Consider the following 18,176-nt stretch of genomic DNA (forward strand, 5'->3'; position numbering starts at 1 on the left):
TCCTTCAGCGGGTTTTCGGCGTGGCCGGTTCCGTTTTAGGTGGCCCAACGGATGCACGGCGTTTGGATTGCTGTTGCGCCAATGCCCACCTGATGTGTTCCCGGACCATGGCGGAAGGGTGTTCGCGGCGCCGTTCCAAGGCCGCAACCAGTGCCGGATCGTAGGGTGCGTTTCCCAGTGCGACGGCGATATTGCGTAGCCACCGCTCATGACCGATCCGGCGTATCGCCGTTCCGGCAGTGTTACGTAAAAACTCGGTCTCGGACCAACCGAACAGCTCAATGAGTTCGGGCTCGTCCAGGCCGTGGCGGGGGGCGAAGTCGGCTTCTTGCGTGGGTTGCGCGTAGCGGTTCCACGGGCATACCAGTTGACAGTCGTCGCAGCCGTATATCCGATTGCCCATCAGCGCTCGAAGCTCTTCCGGGATGGCATCGTGGTGCTCAATGGTGAGATATGAGATGCACCGGCGGGCGTCCACTTGGAACGGCCCGACGATGGCTTTTGTAGGGCAGATGTCGATGCATGCCTGACAAGTACCACATCGATTGGTCTCTTCGCGATCGACCGGAAGCGGAAGATCGGTAAATAACTCACCTAGGAAGAACCAGGAGCCGGCATCACGTGAGAGCAGGTTGGAGTGCTTGCCGATCCAGCCGAGTCCGGCGTTTCGCGCCAATGCCTTTTCGAGCACCGGTGCACTGTCGACAAACACACGGTACCCGAAGGGGCCGATGCGCTGTTCGATTCGCTCGGCCAGGGATTGAAGCCGACGTCGCATCAGCTTGTGGTAGTCGCGACCCAGTGCGTAGCGAGATATGTAACCGAGCAGGGGGTGGTTCAGCACGTGATCGGGGTCGACGCCAAGAGGGTGGTGATAATCCATGCGAACGGAGATCACTCGAAGGGTTCCGGGGACCAACTCTGCGGGACGGCTGCGCAGCGTGCCATGGCGGGCCATATAATCCATGTCCCCATGCCAGCCCCGCTCCAGCCATGCCAATAGATGGGTTTCATCGTCCGGGAGTTCGACGCCCGCAATGCCGATTTGCTGAAAACCCAACTCACCGCCCCAGTTTCTGATGTCCTGGGCCAAACGGTTCTGGTCAATTTCCGGGTGCGCCGAGTGATTCTCCATTGGCGTATCTTACAATGAGCGGTGATGGCGCTCATGCCAACACGTTTTAAGAGGAGCCCTATCATGTCGCGGTGGCCACGCCAGCTTTATCGTGCGGCACAAGTGCGGGCCTTGGATCGATATGCCGCCGAAGCTTTGCGCATTAGCGAATACGAACTGATGTGTCGGGCCGGTGCCGCCGCCTTCGATGCGCTGCAATCCCGTTGGCCGGATGCACGGCGCGTGCTGATCTGTTGTGGGCGGGGAAACAACGGTGGCGACGGGTATGTGGTCGGGCGCTTGGCCCGCCGAGCGGGCATGGACGTGACCATGGTTGCTCTGGCGCCGGTCAGCGCACTTCAAGGTGCCGCTGCGCAAGCCGCGCGGGGATTCGTCGAGGCAGGCGGCCACGTCCATGTGCTTGACGACACCCGCATCATTGAGACATGGCGGGGCGATCTGATCGTCGATGCCTTGCTGGGGACCGGACTTGAGCGGTCCGTTGAAGGTCTCTGGCGGGATGTGATCGAAGCGATCAATCGGCATCCGGCAGCGCGTTTCGCGTTGGATATCCCTTCCGGCTTATCGGCTGACAGTGGCGCGATGATGGGTTCGGCGGTTCGGGCCGAGGCCACGATCACCTTTATCGCGCTCAAGCCTGGCTTGGTGACCGGTAATGGTGTGGCCTTGTGTGGCGATGTGGCCTTCGAGAATCTCGGTGCGCCGGAAGCGGTCTACGCAGCGTTGGCACCCTATGCGGAACGATTGGTGTATGAGGATTTGTGTTCCTTGTTACCGGCCCGTCGTCCAGATTCTCACAAAGGGGATTTTGGCCATGTGTTGGTCGTCGGTGGCGGGCGAGGAATGTCCGGTGCCGCGCGTATGGCGGGTGAGGCTGCGTTGCGAATTGGTGCGGGTTTGGTCACCGTGGCCACCTGGCCTGATCATGCATCAACCCTCAACCTCGGCCGTCCGGAGTTAATGGTGCAGCCCATGGCACAAGCATCGGATTTGTCTTCGGCACTTGCCAAGGCGAGTGTGTTGGCCATCGGTCCGGGCCTGGGTACGTGCGAATGGGCGCAGGGTCTTTTCGATGCGGCGCTCGGGTTCTCGGGTCCGATGGTCGTTGATGCCGACGGACTTAATCTTTTGGCTCGCCAACCCGTACAGCGGGACAGTTGGATTTTGACCCCCCATCCGGGGGAGGCCGCCCGCTTGTTGGGGTGCACCCCTTCGGATGTGCAAGGCGACCGGTACGGTGCCGCAGAGGAAATTCAGTCCCGTTATGGTGGCGTTGTGGTGCTCAAAGGGGCGGGTTCCGTGGTTCGAGATGCGTCCACGATCCGAGTCTGTGACGCGGGCAATCCCGGCATGGCCAGCGGGGGAATGGGGGATGTGTTAACTGGCGTGATCGTCGGTTTGTCCGCACAACATTTGGCGCCGCTTCACGCCGCTGGCATGGGGGTTTTGCTGCACGCGATGGCGGGTGATCGCGCGGCCGAGAACCGCGGCGAGCGAGGATTATTGGCGAGCGATCTGCTGCCTTGCCTTCGGGGATTGGTGAACGGTCGAGAGTCGGAGAACTGGGGATGAATGCGGCGAAAAGGCGCGCGTTCTTGCGGGATGAGCAGGCGACATTGGCATGGGGAGAGGCATTTTCCCAAGTCATCGAATCGCCCTTGGTCGTAGAACTTCGCGGTGAGTTGGGTGCGGGTAAGACGACATTCGTGCGTGGCTTGCTCCGCGGCTTGCGTTATGACGGCGCCGTGCGCAGCCCGACCTATACGCTCATCGAGCCGTACGAGCTTGATGACGCGACTGTATATCACTTGGATCTTTACCGTCTGGGTGAGGCGCGGGAGCTTGAGTACCTTGGCCTGGATGATTTGGAACCGAGATCGATTTGGCTGGTGGAGTGGCCGGAACGTGGACGGGGTTGGTTACCCCCATCCGATGTGGTGATCGAGATTGAATATGTCGATCCGGGGCGATCGGTTTGCATGAAAGCCATTACACCGGGAGGTCGGCGAGTACTCCAGCGTTTTGAAGCGTTGGTCGGTTCGGGAAGTTTTCTGTCTGATAATAAAGATTAGAAAAATCTTTTATCCCTATAATTACAATAGAAAAAAGACTTGATTTATGGTGCGTGATCGGTGTACTTTCGCGTTAAGAATAAGCCGTGAGTAGGGTGTTATGCGTCGCATCATAACGGCGTTAGTGCTGTTCGTTGTCATGGGCCAAGCGTTTGCGCAAGCCGTCCGCGTGGAAGGCGTGCGTTTTTGGGCGGGCGCGGATAAGACCCGTGTTGTTTTCGATCTCAGCGGTCCTGCGGATCACCGCCTGTTCTCGCTGTCCGCACCCGAGCGATTGGTCATCGACATGGATCGGGCGAGTATGACCGCTGTTCCGCCGCAATTCGATGATGCCACCGGTGCCGTGCGGAATATCCGCAGCGGCGTGCGCGATGGGCAAGACCTGCGCATCGTCTTGGATTTGTCCCGCTCCATTCGTCCCAACAGCTTTGTTATGGGTCCCAGTGGCGACCATGGCCACCGGTTGGTGGTTGATCTGCTCTACGAATCCAGCGTCGATCCGGTGCTGAAGGCTGCGGTGAAGCTACCCGAGGTAAACACTCGTCGTTTGGTGGTCGCGATCGATGCCGGGCATGGCGGTAAGGATCCCGGCGCGATCGGTCGCTACCGTACCCAAGAAAAAGACGTGGTGCTGGCGATTGCGCGAGAGTTGAAGGGGGTTATTCAATCTGATCCCGGAATGAAAGCGGTGATGATTCGCGATGGCGACTATTTTTTGCCGCTACGCCAGCGCATCGAAAAAGCACGCCAGCATGGCGCTGATATATTCGTATCGATTCACGCCGACGCATTCCACCGGCCGGATGCGCGGGGGTCGTCGGTTTACGTTCTTTCGGATCGCGGCGCCAGTGACGAGGCCGCGCGTTGGTTGGCGGAACGGGAAAACGCCGCTGATTTGGTCGGTGGCGTATCACTCAGCGACAAGGACGATTTGCTCAAGCACGTTCTGCTCGATTTGTCTCAAACCGCAACGATCGACGCCAGTCTCGGGTTGGGAGAAAAGGTTTTGGGCGAGTTGGGTGATGTTGGTCGCTTGCACAAATCGGATGTTCAACAAGCCGGTTTTGTCGTTCTCAAATCGCCGGATATTCCATCCATCCTCGTCGAGACCGCGTTCCTCTCCAATCCCACCGAGGAAAAGAAACTGCGTAGCGTTGCCCATCAACGAAAAATTGCGCAGGCGATCTATGTCGGTATTCGTCAGTATGCCGTCGAGAGAATGCCCGAAGTGCTGTTCGCCAATGGTTTTCAACAGCACAAAGTTGCGCGCGGCGAAACACTTTCCCACATTGCTGAGCGTTACCGGGTGAGTCTGTCCACTTTGCGCGATGTCAACGAAATAAACGGCGATAGAATCCGGGTCGGCGAGGTTCTTCGCATTCCCTCTGCCAACGAAGGCTGACCGCCCCGGGCGGTCACTTTCTGCTAGGACGCGTTGCTGCTAAAGTGTCGCGGCAATGCCGATTCATAAACTTCCCTCGCAACTGATCAATCAAATCGCCGCTGGCGAAGTGGTTTCGCGGCCCGCATCTGTCGTTAAGGAGCTGTTGGAGAACGCACTGGACGCCGGCGCGAGGAAAATGCACGTGGATGTGCATAACGGGGGGTTGCGCCTGCTGCGCGTCAGTGACGACGGATCCGGCATCGTCGCCGAGGAGTTGTCGTTGGCCTTGGAACGTCATGCGACGAGCAAGGTGACGTCTCTCCGGGATCTCGAATCGGTGACGACGCTGGGATTTCGCGGCGAGGCGTTGCCGAGTATCGCATCGGTTTCGCGGCTGACGTTAACCTCCCGGACCGCAGATTCGGATCGAGCCTGGCGGGTAGCGAGCCGCGAGCCTGAAGGTTTTCATCCGCCGGTACCCGCGGCTGCACCCACTGGGACCACCGTGGAGGTCGCTGATCTTTTTTACAATACGCCGGCCCGACGCAAGTTCATGCGATCGGAACGGACCGAGTTTCAGCACATCGAGCGGGTGGTGCGGCAAATCGCACTTGGCCGTTTCGAGATAGGTTTCACGCTAACGCATAACCAACGCGAGACACTGCGTCTGGCACCCGCACCCAGTGAACGCGATCAAGTGGATCGGCTGGGGAAATTACTGGGCGATGCGTTTGTCGCCGAGGTGTTGCACCTGAGTCACGAAGCGGCCGGATTGAAACTCATGGGTTGGATTGGCTTGCCGAACTATTCGCGATCTCAGCCGGACCAGCAGCATTTTTTTGTCAACGGCCGTTGGGTCCGCGACAAATTGATTTCGCACGCGGTACGGCACGCTTACCGTGATGTAATGTACCGTGATCGTCAACCGGCGTATGTGCTTCATCTGCAAATTGATCCCGAACAGGTGGATGTCAATGTCCATCCGGCGAAGCACGAGGTACGATTTCGCCAGAGTCAGTTGGTGCACGGTTTTGTCGCCAAGAGTGTTGAGCGGGCTTTGGCCCAGGTTCGCCCCGGTGAGACGGGCCTTACGCAACCCGAGCGTCCATCGACGATGGACAATCCGACCCCGCCCGGGCGAGATTTTACGGCGGAGGTGAGTAGCGGTTTCGTTCAGCAGCCGATCTCGTGGCGCGTCAACGAAAAACCATCTCCCCGTTATTTGAACTCGATCAGCGACTACGCCGAGCCGTTGCGCGCGCGCACCGAGCCAGCCAAACCCACGGGGGATCGCGTCGCCGACGAGCTCTCGCCGCCCTTGGGTTATGCGGTGGCCCAATTACATGGTGTCTATATCCTCGCCGAAAATACCCAGGGTCTGATCATTGTGGATATGCATGCCGCCCATGAGCGCATCACCTACGAGGCGCTCAAGAGCGCGATGGCCGAGGCGGGTATCCCATCCCAACCGCTGCTGATGCCGATACAGGTGCATGTCTCGACCGAGGAAGCCGACGCGGCCGAGGGCCACAGCGATGAATTTTCTCGCTTGGGGTTGGAAGTACACCGTAGTGGGCCGGAAACGCTCACCGTTCGCCGAGTCCCCGTGCCTCTGGAAGGGAGCGATGTTGACGGTTTGGTGCGTGATGTCCTCTCTGATCTGATTCAGTTCGGGACGAGTGGGCGGTTCGAGGCAGCGATCGATGAGATTTTGGCCAACATGGCCTGCCACGGATCGGTTCGTGCGAACCGTCGGCTCACATTAGCCGAAATGAACGCGCTGCTTCGGGATATGGAGCGAACCGAGCGCAGCGGCCAGTGCAACCATGGCCGTCCCACGTGGGTCCAACTCCAGCTGGATGAGTTGGACCACTTGTTTTTGCGTGGCCGCTAGAGGCAGCAAACGCGATCTCATGACCAACAACTCCTTCGACCAAGCCGCGCCACCTGTGATTTTCATCATGGGTCCCACCGCCGTTGGCAAGACGGATCTCGCCTTGGCGATCGCTCAGCGATTCGACTGTGGAATCATCAGTGTTGATTCGGCGATGGTCTACCGTGGTATGGACATCGGGACGGCAAAACCCGACGCCGCCACGCTCTCGGCATTTCCCCATCGCTTGATTGATATCTGTGACCCGGTGGATGCCTACTCCGCAGGCCGTTTCCGTTCGGATGCGCTGACCGCGATACGGGAGATTATCGATTCAGGACGCTTGCCGCTGTTGGTGGGGGGGACGATGTTGTATTTTCGTGCCTTGCAGAACGGTCTGGCTCGCCTGCCAAGCGCGGATCCTGAAACTCGATCTCGCATCAACGAACAGGCGAACCAGATCGGCTGGGCGGCCTTGCATCGCCGACTCCAGTCCATCGACCCGGTCGCGGCTGGGCGCATTCAGCCCGAGGATTCACAACGAATTCAGCGCGCACTGGAGGTCTTTGAATTGACCGGTGAGCCGATGAGCGAGCTTTGGCAGCGTTCTGACCCGGCCCAATTTCCCTACCGTTTTGTGAAAATCGTGCTTTGGCCGTCAGATCGAAAACAGTTGCATCGCCGCATCGCGGCCCGGTTCGAGCGAATGCTCCAGCAGGGTTTTGTGGACGAAGTGCAGGAACTGAAACGGGATACTCGCCTGCGGGCTGATCTACCCGCTATGCGTGCCGTCGGCTATCGACAAATCTGGGATTATCTCGACGGTAAGTATGACGTCGTGCAAGCCCAAGAGCGGGGTATTGTCGCAACCCGTCAATTGGCCAAACGACAGCTTACTGCGTTGCGCAGGGAAGAAGATATTCGATCGTTTCAGGTCGGCGACATTGTGCCAACCGATAATGTGGTCTCTTGCTTACGAAAAGAACTTGCGGCGCTGCCCCGTGAATAAGTTATGCTATGGACAGGTTGTATGGCGAACCCAGGCGCCGTGCCACTTATATACCCTGAATTCAGGAACACTAAATGCGATTATCTAGGGATAATAAAAATCAGGAGTGACGCCATGGCCAAAGGGCAATCACTGCAAGAGCCTTTTCTCAATGCACTGCGTAAAGAGAAGGTTCCCGTTTCCATTTACTTGGTGAACGGCATTAAATTACAAGGCCACATTGATTCGTTCGACCAATTTGTCGTGTTGTTAAAGAACAGTGTGAGTCAGATGGTATACAAACACGCCATCTCGACGATCGTGCCAAGTCGCAATGTCAAGCTGGCAGCGCCGGCCGTCGAAGAGAATTCCGAACAAAAGTCGGGCAATTTCTAGACCCGCAAGGCAGGGTTATCCTGGGTGTTTGAACGTCCCCTAGCGGGAGATCATTCCGTACTTGTCAGTCTGGACGTAGGAAGCGTCGATCCGGGTCGCCATGCCGAATTTGTCGATCTTGCTAAAGCCGCCGGCGCGAAAGTTGACGCGATCATCGGCGGTCACCGACGTGTCCCGGACCCGAAATACTATGTCGGGTCCGGGAAGGCGGAAGAGATTCGGCAGATGGTGGCTGATTGCAACGCCAGTTTGGTGGTTTTCAATCACCCCCTCTCTCCCAGCCAAGAACGTAACCTCGAGCGTTTGATTCAGCGGCGGGTTCTTGATCGGACCGGTCTGATTCTGGACATTTTCGCCCAACGCGCACGCTCTTTTGAGGGTAAGTTGCAGGTGGAACTTGCCCAGCTTCGACATTTATCTACGCGGTTAGTCCGCGGTTGGTCGCACCTGGAGCGGCAGAAAGGTGGTATCGGTCTTCGTGGCCCGGGTGAGAAACAGCTGGAGACTGATCGTCGATTGCTCGCCAAGCGAGTTCATCACTTGGAACAACGCTTGGAGCGAGTCGCCAATCAGCGAGAGCAGGGGCGAGCTTTACGGCGGCGAGCTGGTATCCCCACCGTGGCCTTGGTGGGCTATACGAATGCCGGGAAATCCACCTTGTTTAACGCCCTGACGGGCGCCGGCCTCTATGCTGCCGATCAACTCTTCGCGACATTGGATCCCACGTTGCGTCGTATCTCATTGGCGGGAGGCGATGCCATCGTCGTCGATACGGTTGGGTTCGTGAGCGATCTACCGCATGAGTTGGTGGCGGCGTTCCGGGCGACGCTGGAGGAAACTCGGCAGGCGGACTTGTTGCTGCATGTTATTGATGCGTCGACGCCGGAGCGGGACGAGCGTATCGCGGAGGTTGAAACCGTATTGGCCCAGATCGGCGCTCAAGAGCTTCCCGCGCTGCGCGTCTACAATAAGATCGACTTGATTGGAGAACAGCCCCGCGTTCAAGTCCATTCGCCGACCCTGACCTCCGTGTGGGTGTCGGCCGCCGGTGGCGTTGGTCTGGATCTTTTGCGGACCAGCGTGGCAAAGTGTTTGGCCCGCGAATGGGTGCGGGCGCAGTTGCTGGTTCCATGCCATTGCGGCAAGACCCGTGCACGGCTGTTTGAGTTGGGCGCGGTTCTCGATGAGAGTATGGAGGGTACGAACTGGGTGCTCGATGTATCGCTTTCCAAGAAGCAGTATGATGCATTGCGTTTGGAGCCTGGAGTACTGTGTCGTCGCGCATCGACATACGATGTTGCGACACCGATGAACGGTCAATAAAATGCGCTTCGCGGGATCGCCAGGCCGTTGAGCTTCTCGATCGGGACCGGCGCGAAGGTAATTGGGAGTAATTCAATGGCGTGGAATGAACCGGGCGGTGACCGGGATCCATGGGGTGGGAAAAACAATCAAGACGGCCCCCCGGATCTCGATGAAGTCGTTCGCCGGATCCAACAACGGTTGGGCCAATGGTTTGGTGGATCGGGGGGTGGCTCCGGAGGCGGAGGCGGTGGTCCGCGTTTATTCGGCGTCGGTGTGATCCTCATTTTAGTGCTGGGGGTATGGTTGCTCTCCGGCTTTTACATTGTGAATCCCGCTGAACGCGGCGTTGTGCTGCGATTCGGGCAGTATCAGGCGATTACCACGGAAGGTCCGCGCTGGCATCTGCCTTTTCCGATCGAACGGGCGGAAAAGGTGAACGTCGACAGCATTCGAACCACCACCCACAAGGGACTGATGCTTACCCGGGATGAGAATATCGTCAACGTCGAACTCGCGGTGCAGTACCGGATCGGCGACGCTTACTCCTATCTGTTTAAGATTCGGGACCCGGAAGCGACTTTACGCGACGCCATGATCAGCGCCGTACGAGAGGTGGTTGGTCAGAGTGATATGGATTTCATCCTCGGCGCCGGGCGTAGCGAGGTCGCTACCCGTACCCAGGCGTTACTTCAAAATACCATCGACTATTATGGGGCCGGCTTGGTGGTTACGTCGGTTAACCTTCAAGATGCGCAACCGCCGGAACAAGTTCAATCGGCATTCGAAGATGCCATTAAGGCGCGCGAAGACAAACAACGAATCATCAACGAAGCAGACGCCTACGCCAATTCTATTCTGCCGCAGGCGCGGGGTGCCGCGGCGCGCGCTATTCAGGAAGCAGAAGCCTATCGGGAGCGTGCCATTGCCGAGGCCGACGGGCAGGCCGATCGTTTTCTCGCGCTGCAGTCAGAATATGAAATGGCGCCTGATATTACCCGGGAGCGTCTCTACATGGAGACCATGGAAGAGGTCCTGGCCAATAGCCTGAAAGTGCTGGTCAACACGACCGGTGAGAATAACGTTCTCTACTTACCGCTCGATCGCATGATTGGGCAGGCCGGTGGTCGGGTTTCCGGCGCTGAAAATGGACGTTTCACCGTTCCGATGATCGACAATAGCGACATCGGCGATGTGAGTAATCGCGACACGGCACGGTCGCGGGGGAGACGATAATGCCGCGGCTGCGAATGGGCTATTTCGCCATACCCGCCATTGCCTTGGTGGTGTTGGTGTCGAGTGTATATATCGTTGACATCCGGGAGCGGGCCATCTTGTTGCGGCTAGGTGAAATGGTCGTAGAAGATGCGCCAACCGGTTTGAACTGGAAAATTCCTGTCGTCGACACGGTCCGTAAGTTCGATAAGAGGCTGCAAACCCTCGATATCAACCCCGAGCGATTTCTGACGCTTGAAAAGAAGAATCTCATCGTCGATTTTTACGTCAAGTGGTTGATTGACGACGTTGGACAGTACTATCGGGCCACCGGCGGAAGCCAGCTTGTGGCTGCCCAGCGCTTGGAGCAAATCGTCAAGGACGGATTGCGAAGTGAGTTCGGGAAAAGAACGGTCCAGGAAGCCGTCTCGGGCGAGCGCGCCGAAATCATGGATGTGATTACGGTCAACGCCAACAAGCAAGTCGAAGCGTTGGGTGTCTCGGTTCGTGAGGTTCGTATTAAGCGTATGGACTTGCCCAACGAGGTCAGCACATCCGTTTTTGCAAGGATGGAGGCTGAACGGGCCCGAACGGCGAAGGAACTTCGCGCGGAAGGCCGGGAGCAAGCGGAGCGGATCCGGTCGGAAGCCGATCGTCGCCGGGAAGTCATTCTTGCTGAGGCCTATCGTGACGGTGAGAAGATTCGAGGTAAAGGGGATGCCACGGCGGCGGAAATTTATGCGCGTGCTTATGGTAGTGATCCTGAGTTTTACTCTTTTTACCGCAGCATGAGCGCCTATCGGGAATCCATGGCCCGTGGCGACAACGTGTTGGTCATGGAGCCGGAAGGGCAGTTTTTCCGGTATTTCTCTGAGGGTAAGGGGACGGGCGGTACGCCCTGAACCGTCACCCGGTGATGCTCCCGTACTGGTGTTTTCTTGATGCCCTTTGCCACCGTGAGTGAGTAAGCCGATTTGGTGTGGGACGATCTCTTTACAGCCCTTGGGCTCATGCTGGTGATCGAGGGTATCATGCCGTTTCTTCATCCGCGCGCGTGGGGGCGAGCCATTCGGCGGGTGGCCGAACTGGATCCAAAGATTCTCAGGCTTTGTGGGCTAACCAGTATGGCCTTTGGTGTCATCATCGTAAATTTCGTGCGCTAGCGAACCATGCGCTAGTCGGTTTCTAGGGTTTATCGTTTCCCCGGTCAATTTGGATATGAATCCGTCAAACGTCTCTGAACGGTGGATGTTGCCCGCCGGTGTCGAAGAAATTCTGCCGCCGCGGGCGCGGGCCTTGGATCGCCTGAGTGGTGACCTTGTGGATCTGTATTGGTCCTGGGGCTACGACCTTGTCATGCCCCCGTTGATCGAGTACCTCGAGTCTCTTCTAACCGGGACCGGACGCGATCTGGATCTACACACCTTTAAGCTCACCGATCAGGTTAACGGTCGTCTGATGGGGGTTCGTGCGGATATCACGCCGCAAGTGGCGCGAATCGACGCCCACGTTCTGGGAGGTGAGGCGGCCCGTCGTTTGTGCTACATCGGTTCGGTATTGCACACGCTGCCGGGAGGATTCAGCGGTAGCCGCAGCCCTCTCCAGGTCGGAGCCGAGTTATTTGGGCACAGCGGAATAGAAAGCGATCTTGAGGTGCTCAGTTTGATGCTTGAGACCCTCACTCACGCTGCCGTTGAGGATATTCATATCGATATTGGCCATGTGGGTATCTACCGGGGATTAGTGCAACGGGCCAACTTGAGTAACGGCGACGAAGCGGCGCTATTTGAAATCATGCAGCGCAAAGCGCTACCCGAGTTGGAGCGTTTTCTCGATGACCGCGCTTTGCCTGAGGACCTGGCGGCAATGCTTGCGATACTGCCGGAGCTCAATGGAGGCGTCGAAGTGGTTGGTCGAGCGCGTGCGACGTTGAGTCAAGCCGGTCCGGAGGTGTTGACCGCCCTGGCCGATATCGATCGATTGGTGGCCGCAGTTACGAAGAAGTACCCTAAATTGCCGGTACATGTGGATTTGGCCGAGTTGCGGGGCTACGGCTACCACACCGGCATCGTGTTTGCCGCATTTCAGCCTGGTCGAGGTCAGGACGTCGCGCGCGGCGGGCGTTACGATCACATCGGAGAAGTGTTCGGGCGCGCGCGGCCGGCGACAGGATTCAGTGCCGATCTCGAAACCCTGCTGTTATGTGGCGCCTTGCCTGTCGATACCACCGCCAACGGTATTTTGGTGCCGGCGTTGGATGATGCTGAGCTGACGGCGAAGGTTCGGAATCTGCGAGCGGATGGCGAGCGGGTTGTGCAGGTATTGTCCGTGTCTGATGATCCCGTCAGTTTGGGTTGCGATCGTCAGCTTGTTAGAAAAGGCGATTCATGGCGGGTCGTCCCGATAGGTGAAGTGGATTGAGCGTCGCCCGGCTGGGTTAGACGGGCGCGGCAGCTTGGGGTTGTAAATGGGAAAAAACGTCATTGTGGTGGGTGCCCAGTGGGGCGATGAGGGCAAAGGCAAGATCGTCGATTTGCTCACACCCCATTGTGGGGCGGTTGTGCGATTCCAAGGCGGTCACAACGCAGGCCACACTTTGGTGATCTCCGGCCAAAAAACGGTGCTTCACCTGATCCCTTCGGGCATCCTGCACGAGGGTGTACAATGCCTGATTGGTAACGGGGTCGTCCTGTCGCTCGATGCACTGCTATCGGAAATTGAGAGTCTCGAAGTCCAAGGGGTCACCCCACGCGAGCGATTGCGGATCAGCCCGGCTTGTCCGTTGCTGCTGCCATCCCACGTGGCCTTGGACAAAGCGCGAGAGAAAGCCCGGGGGCAACGAGCGATTGGCACCACGGGCCGAGGCATCGGGCCGGCGTATGAAGACAAGGTTGCCCGTCGCGGCCTCAGAGTCGGTGATTTGTTTCATCGCGGACGCTTCGCGGCACGGCTGGGTGAACTGCTTGACTACCACAACTTCGTCCTCAGCCACTATTTCAACGCCCCGACCGTGGATTTTCAGCGAGTCCTGGACACGAGCCTTGAGCAAGCAGAAGCCGTCAAACCCATGGTGACGGATGTGACATCCCTTTTGAGTACGTTGAACGATCAGGGTGAAAACGTCTTGTTCGAGGGTGCTCAGGGCTCTCTGTTGGATGTGGATCATGGGACCTATCCCTTTGTGACCTCATCCAATACCACCGCCGGTGCGGCTGCTACGGGGACGGGTTTGGGGCCACGTTCATTTGCTTATGTGCTGGGTATCGTCAAGGCGTATACCACCCGGGTTGGCGGCGGTCCTTTTCCAACGGAGCTGCACGACGCACAAGGCGAGTTGTTGGCACAGCGCGGCCACGAGTTTGGTGCAACCACCGGTCGCCCAAGACGCTGTGGCTGGTTCGATGTGGTGGCGCTGCGCCGAGCTGTTTTAAACAACAGCATTTCAGGTCTATGCGTCACCAAACTCGATGTCTTGGATGAGCTGGATAGCATCCGGATCTGCGTCGGCTATCGTATGAATGGGAAGGACGTCAGCGAACTCCCTCTGGGCGCGGATGCGGTCGAGGATTGTGAGGCGATCTATGAGGAACTGCCGGGCTGGCGCTGTTCAACATTGGGCTTGCGGGAATTCGATCAGTTACCGGAGAATGCGCGTGCGTACCTGACACGAATCGAGCAGGAACTCGGCGTTCCCGTGGATCTGATTTCTACGGGCGCGGAGCGAGATCACACGATCGTGAGGCGGTTGCCGTGGTCGTGAACAACGCCGGATATGCGGGTGACAATGACGGTTGCGGTCGCGAAAAAGGGCTCCACGCGGAAGCCCTTTTTCGTGTGAGAAAATTTTGGTGCCGAGAAGAGGACTTGAACCTCCACGGGGTTTCCCCCACTAGCACCTGAAGCTAGCGCGTCTACCAATTCCGCCATCTCGGCAAGATGGATTGCGGTTCCGAACCGTGTTTCGGGTCCGTGGGCTGCGAAATTTACCGGTTAGTAGACAGGTTTGTCAATTCGCATCCGTAAAGATTCTGATGGCGCACAACGTAAAGTAAGACATGGTATGAAATCGGCAAAGTTTGACTGGCGCCAGCATGATCCGCATTACGAGCGGGAAATCGAGAAGTACGGCACGGCTGCCCCCAGTCGTGAATACATTCGTTCGATGCTGACAGAGATCGGCGCACCCATCGACCAGGATGGTTTGATCCGGCGGCTCGGCATCCGTGATGAAGCGGAGCGGGAGGGCGTGGAGCGACGCCTGAACGCCATGCTGCGTGACGGCGAGCTATGCCTTAATCGAAAAGGTGGTTTCGGGCTGGTCGATCGGATGGACTTGGTTCGGGGTCGTGTGGTCGGGCATCCCGATGGATTCGGTTTTCTCATTCCCGATGACGGTAGCTCGGACGTTTACCTGCCGCCCCGCGAAATGCGTGCGTTGATCCACGGTGATCGCGCTTTGGTGCGGATTCGGAACGTGGACCGAAATGGCCGCCGCGAAGGGGCGATATCCGATGTTTTGGAACGGCATACTACACAGATCGTCGGAAGATTTTGTTGCGAAGGTGGCGTCGCTTTTGTTCTTCCGGATAACAAGCGCATTGCCCAAGATGTATTGATTCCTTCCGACCAGCAGGCAGACGCGGCCGACGGGCAGATCGTCGTCGTTGATTTGATTGAGCAGCCCACGCGGCGTTCTGCCCCGATCGGGCGGATCCGGGAGGTTCTCGGCGACCACATGGCGCCTGGAATGGAAATCGACGTCGCCATTCGGGCGCATGGCCTCGCGCAGGAATGGTCTGATGCCGCACATGCAGAGTGTGAAGCGCTGGGTACCCGGGTGCCGGTCACTGCGAAACGCGGTCGGGAAGATTTGCGCGATCTGCCACTGGTGACTATCGACGGGGCCGACGCCCGCGATTTTGACGACGCCGTCTACTGTGAACCAAACGGTCGGGGCTGGCGCTTACTGGTCGCTATCGCCGACGTGGGTCACTATGTGGATATCGGTAGCGCGTTGGATCAGGAAGCCAAGGATCGGGGGACATCGGTTTACTTTCCCGAGCGTGTCATCCCCATGCTACCGGAGGCTTTGTCCAACGGGCTGTGTTCGTTGAATCCGCGGGTTGACCGGTTATGCATGGTCTGTGCGCTGGATATCGGCGCGGATGGTCAGGTTCGTCGCTCCAACTTTTTTGAAGCGGTGATGCGATCGGCGCGCCGCTTGACCTATGACGAATTCGCCAGTGCCGTCATTGACGGTGATTCGCGCACGCAGCGACGTTTGTCCAAGCTCATGCCGCATCTGGAAAATCTCCATGCCCTTTATCAGTCATTGCGGAGGGCACGAGAAACACGTGGTGCGCTGGATTTCGAAACGGAAGAGACTCAGATCGTGTTCGGTCCGGATCGTAAGATCGAGCGTATCGTGCCGAGGACCCGGAACGATGCGCACCGCATGATCGAAGAGTGCATGATTGCAGCGAATGTGGCCGCCGCCAAATTCCTGCTCCGGCACAAAATGCCCACCTTGTTTCGCTGCCACCAAGTGCCTGCTGCCGAACGTGTCGAAGATTTGCGAACGTTTCTGGCTGAGTTCGGTTTGAAACTGCCGGGCGGCGAATCGCCCACATCCCTTGATTTTGCTGTTTTGCTCGAACAAGTTGCGAAGCGTGAAGATCGGCACCTGATTCAAACGGTGCTCCTCCGGTCTTTGGCCCGTGCCGAATACGCGCCCGTGAATGAGGGGCATTTCGGGCTGTCGTTATCTTCCTATGTGCATTTCACTTCGCCCATCCGCCGCTATCCGGATTTGGTTGTGCATCGGGGTATTCGCCATGTTCTCCGTGGCGGAACGGCAGAGGGCTTTCGCTACACACCGGAAGAACTGGAACGGTTGGGCGCCCACTGCTCGCAGAGCGAACGAAGGGCCGACGATGCCACCCGCGATGCCATCGATTGGTTGAAGTGTGAGTACATGTTAGGCAAAGTCGGCGAGGTGTTTAGCGGGCGTGTCGGGAGCGTGACCTCGTTTGGCCTGTTTGTCGAACTGGATGATATCTATGTCGAGGGCTTGGTACACGTGACCTCATTGGACAACGATTATTACCACTTCGATCCCGTGGGGCACCGCTTGAAAGGAGAGCGCTCAGGCAAAGTGTACCGCCTCGGCGATCCCATGCGTGTTCGCGTTGCGGCCGTCAATTTGGATGAACGCAAGGTCGATTTTGAGCCTATTGATGTCGATCGCCGTTCCACAACCCGGGGACGGCGTGGTCGGCGAAAAACGAAACAGTCTAAGGAAAAAGCAACATGAAACTTGCAGGTCAATTGATTCTCCCTCTGGCGCTGGTTTTGTTGACCGGTTGCGTGGGTGGTTGGAAATCGTCGGGTGGTGATAGCGAGCTATCGGCCGGTGAGGCTGTTGATCACCCTTTGGCCGAAGAAGGCCGCCATGCAGCGGCGGTTTTGGGCTCGTTGTCCGAGCAAGAAGTGGCTCCCTACCTTTCCGATCTCGCGGCTGAATTGAATCTCGCTTTGTCGGAGACGGCAAAGGCCGGGGAAGGTGCGGCGCAGACGACTTCGGACAATAGCCTCCTGCTACGGATTGCCAGTGAATCGACCTTTGACGTGAATAGTTCCACCTTGCGGTCCAGCGCAGAGAGAACCTACGAGCGCTTAGCCCAAGTTCTGAAGGCGTACCCAAAGACCATCGTCCACGTTGTTGGGCATACCGACAATTCAGGGCGGGAAGAGTACAACATGGCTTTGGCGCAGCGTCGGGCTGACGGCGTAGCGGGCTTTTTCGTCGGCCAAGGCCTGGATGGGTTGCGCCTCAGGACCGAAGGCCGCGGTCCCGCGGAGCCCATTGCGGATAACGCCACGGCGCGTGGCCGTCGAGAAAATCGGCGAGTCGACATCGTCATACGACCCATCGTCGAAGGGCGTGAATACGAAGCCATTCAACCGCCGCCGTATCTCGGGAAGTAGCTGCGTCGATGACGGACGAGAATCGCGTTTTTGGCATTCGCCCCGTCGCTGCATTGCTGGATGAGTCGCCGGAGTCTGTCAGGCGGTTGCGGGTGCAGCGTGGCCGGGACGAACGGCGTATCTCGTCCATCCTGCAACAGGCCTTCGATCATGGCATAGCCGTTGAGCGAGTCGAACGCGACGAGTTGGAACGTGATTTTCCCGGATGCCGTCACCAAGGCATCGCCGCCGACTTTGCGGCTGCCAAAACGTGGTCGGAGCACGATCTTTATCAACAGTTTGACGCATTGGCGGAGCCGCCATTATTGTTGATATTGGACGGTGTACAAGACCCCCACAATCTCGGGGCGTGCTTTCGCATCGCCGCGGCAGTGGGCGTTCATGCGATCGTGGCACCGAAAGACCGCGCCGTGGGGCTAACCGCTTCGGTGAGACAAGTCGCCGCCGGTACGGCGGGCCGTGTGCCCTTTATCACGGTGGTGAATCTATCTCGGTTCTTACGAGATCTGGCCGCCCGGGGGGTCTGGATAGTCGGGACCGATGGAGCCGCAGAGAACACATTGTATGAAGCAGATCTTGCCGGTCCCTTAGCCCTTGTTATGGGTGGTGAAGGGAAAGGCATGCGCAGACTGACCCGCTCCCATTGTGACGCGTTGATTCGCATTCCCATGCGTCCGTCGGTTGAAAGCCTCAATGTCGCCGTGGCCGCCGGCGTTTGTTTGTACGAAGCGTACAGACAGCGCGATCTGGCCATTGCATAGGCCCAACCCGTTCCGTATGATTGCCGGTTTGATTTCCGCCGCTATTATGCATCGCGCGCGAGT

Annotated in this window: 16 protein-coding genes and 1 tRNA gene; 15 read left to right on the forward strand and 2 right to left on the reverse strand. The window is 58.0% G+C overall.

Annotated elements, in window-relative coordinates:
• Window positions 1-4: 4 nt before the first annotated feature.
• Window positions 5-1,135: a tRNA epoxyqueuosine(34) reductase QueG gene (queG, locus tag SVU69_06775; protein MDY6942705.1), complete on the reverse strand. Its 1,131-nt coding sequence runs from the start codon at window positions 1,133-1,135 to the stop codon at window positions 5-7.
• Between the two features lie 63 nt (window positions 1,136-1,198).
• Here queG and SVU69_06780 point away from each other — a divergent pair, with 63 nt between their 5' ends.
• From SVU69_06780 to SVU69_06835, 12 genes are all read left to right on the forward strand, one after another.
• Complete coding sequence (locus SVU69_06780; protein ID MDY6942706.1) at window positions 1,199-2,707, forward strand: NAD(P)H-hydrate dehydratase; 1,509 nt, start codon at window positions 1,199-1,201, stop codon at window positions 2,705-2,707.
• On the forward strand, window positions 2,704-3,207 hold the full coding sequence (gene tsaE, locus SVU69_06785; GenBank protein MDY6942707.1) for a tRNA (adenosine(37)-N6)-threonylcarbamoyltransferase complex ATPase subunit type 1 TsaE: 504 nt from the start codon (window positions 2,704-2,706) through the stop codon (window positions 3,205-3,207). The genes SVU69_06780 and tsaE overlap by 4 nt, the downstream gene beginning before the upstream one ends.
• A gap of 100 nt (window positions 3,208-3,307) precedes the next feature.
• Window positions 3,308-4,609: an N-acetylmuramoyl-L-alanine amidase gene (locus tag SVU69_06790; GenBank protein MDY6942708.1), complete on the forward strand. Its 1,302-nt coding sequence runs from the start codon at window positions 3,308-3,310 to the stop codon at window positions 4,607-4,609.
• A 55-nt stretch (window positions 4,610-4,664) separates the two neighbouring features.
• Window positions 4,665-6,485 carry a DNA mismatch repair endonuclease MutL gene (gene mutL / locus SVU69_06795; protein ID MDY6942709.1) on the forward strand — a complete coding sequence of 607 codons (1,821 nt, stop codon included), beginning with the start codon at window positions 4,665-4,667 and terminating at the stop codon, window positions 6,483-6,485.
• A 19-nt stretch (window positions 6,486-6,504) separates the two neighbouring features.
• On the forward strand, window positions 6,505-7,473 hold the full coding sequence (miaA, locus tag SVU69_06800; GenBank protein MDY6942710.1) for a tRNA (adenosine(37)-N6)-dimethylallyltransferase MiaA: 969 nt from the start codon (window positions 6,505-6,507) through the stop codon (window positions 7,471-7,473).
• A gap of 114 nt (window positions 7,474-7,587) precedes the next feature.
• The gene (hfq, locus tag SVU69_06805; protein MDY6942711.1) at window positions 7,588-7,848 is read left to right on the forward strand and encodes an RNA chaperone Hfq; all 261 of its coding nucleotides are present in this window, start codon (window positions 7,588-7,590) and stop codon (window positions 7,846-7,848) included.
• Window positions 7,849-7,872: 24 nt separating this feature from the next.
• Complete coding sequence (gene hflX / locus SVU69_06810; protein ID MDY6942712.1) at window positions 7,873-9,171, forward strand: ribosome rescue GTPase HflX; 1,299 nt, start codon at window positions 7,873-7,875, stop codon at window positions 9,169-9,171.
• A gap of 75 nt (window positions 9,172-9,246) precedes the next feature.
• On the forward strand, window positions 9,247-10,386 hold the full coding sequence (hflK, locus tag SVU69_06815; protein MDY6942713.1) for an FtsH protease activity modulator HflK: 1,140 nt from the start codon (window positions 9,247-9,249) through the stop codon (window positions 10,384-10,386).
• The gene (hflC, locus tag SVU69_06820; GenBank protein MDY6942714.1) at window positions 10,386-11,267 is read left to right on the forward strand and encodes a protease modulator HflC; all 882 of its coding nucleotides are present in this window, start codon (window positions 10,386-10,388) and stop codon (window positions 11,265-11,267) included. Before hflK ends, hflC begins: the two co-directional genes overlap by 1 nt.
• Window positions 11,268-11,342: 75 nt before the next feature.
• Entirely contained in the window at window positions 11,343-11,528 is a 186-nt protein-coding gene (locus SVU69_06825) for a DUF2065 domain-containing protein (protein ID MDY6942715.1), read from the forward strand.
• Between the two features lie 55 nt (window positions 11,529-11,583).
• Window positions 11,584-12,786: an ATP phosphoribosyltransferase regulatory subunit gene (locus tag SVU69_06830; GenBank protein ID MDY6942716.1), complete on the forward strand. Its 1,203-nt coding sequence runs from the start codon at window positions 11,584-11,586 to the stop codon at window positions 12,784-12,786.
• 46 nt (window positions 12,787-12,832) lie between these two features.
• The gene (locus tag SVU69_06835) at window positions 12,833-14,125 is read left to right on the forward strand and encodes an adenylosuccinate synthase (GenBank protein MDY6942717.1); all 1,293 of its coding nucleotides are present in this window, start codon (window positions 12,833-12,835) and stop codon (window positions 14,123-14,125) included.
• Window positions 14,126-14,211: 86 nt separating this feature from the next.
• Here SVU69_06835 and SVU69_06840 read toward each other — a convergent pair.
• A tRNA-Leu gene (locus SVU69_06840) sits at window positions 14,212-14,298 on the reverse strand.
• A gap of 127 nt (window positions 14,299-14,425) precedes the next feature.
• On the opposite strand from SVU69_06840, the gene rnr reads away from it, so the two are divergent.
• From rnr to rlmB, 3 genes are read left to right on the forward strand one after another with little or no spacing between them, the layout of a single operon-like run.
• Window positions 14,426-16,678, forward strand: coding sequence for a ribonuclease R (rnr, locus tag SVU69_06845; GenBank protein ID MDY6942718.1), 2,253 nt, complete (start codon window positions 14,426-14,428; stop codon window positions 16,676-16,678).
• Window positions 16,675-17,352, forward strand: a complete 678-nt coding sequence (locus SVU69_06850) for an OmpA family protein (protein ID MDY6942719.1) — start codon at window positions 16,675-16,677, stop codon at window positions 17,350-17,352. Before rnr ends, SVU69_06850 begins: the two co-directional genes overlap by 4 nt.
• 8 nt (window positions 17,353-17,360) lie before the next feature.
• Window positions 17,361-18,113 (forward strand): 23S rRNA (guanosine(2251)-2'-O)-methyltransferase RlmB, encoded by a 753-nt coding sequence (gene rlmB / locus SVU69_06855; GenBank protein ID MDY6942720.1) that lies wholly within the window; start codon window positions 17,361-17,363, stop codon window positions 18,111-18,113.
• Window positions 18,114-18,176: the final 63 nt, after the last annotated feature.

This window comes from Pseudomonadota bacterium (assembly GCA_034189865.1).
Lineage (GTDB): Bacteria > Pseudomonadota > Gammaproteobacteria > UBA5335 > UBA5335 > JAXHTV01.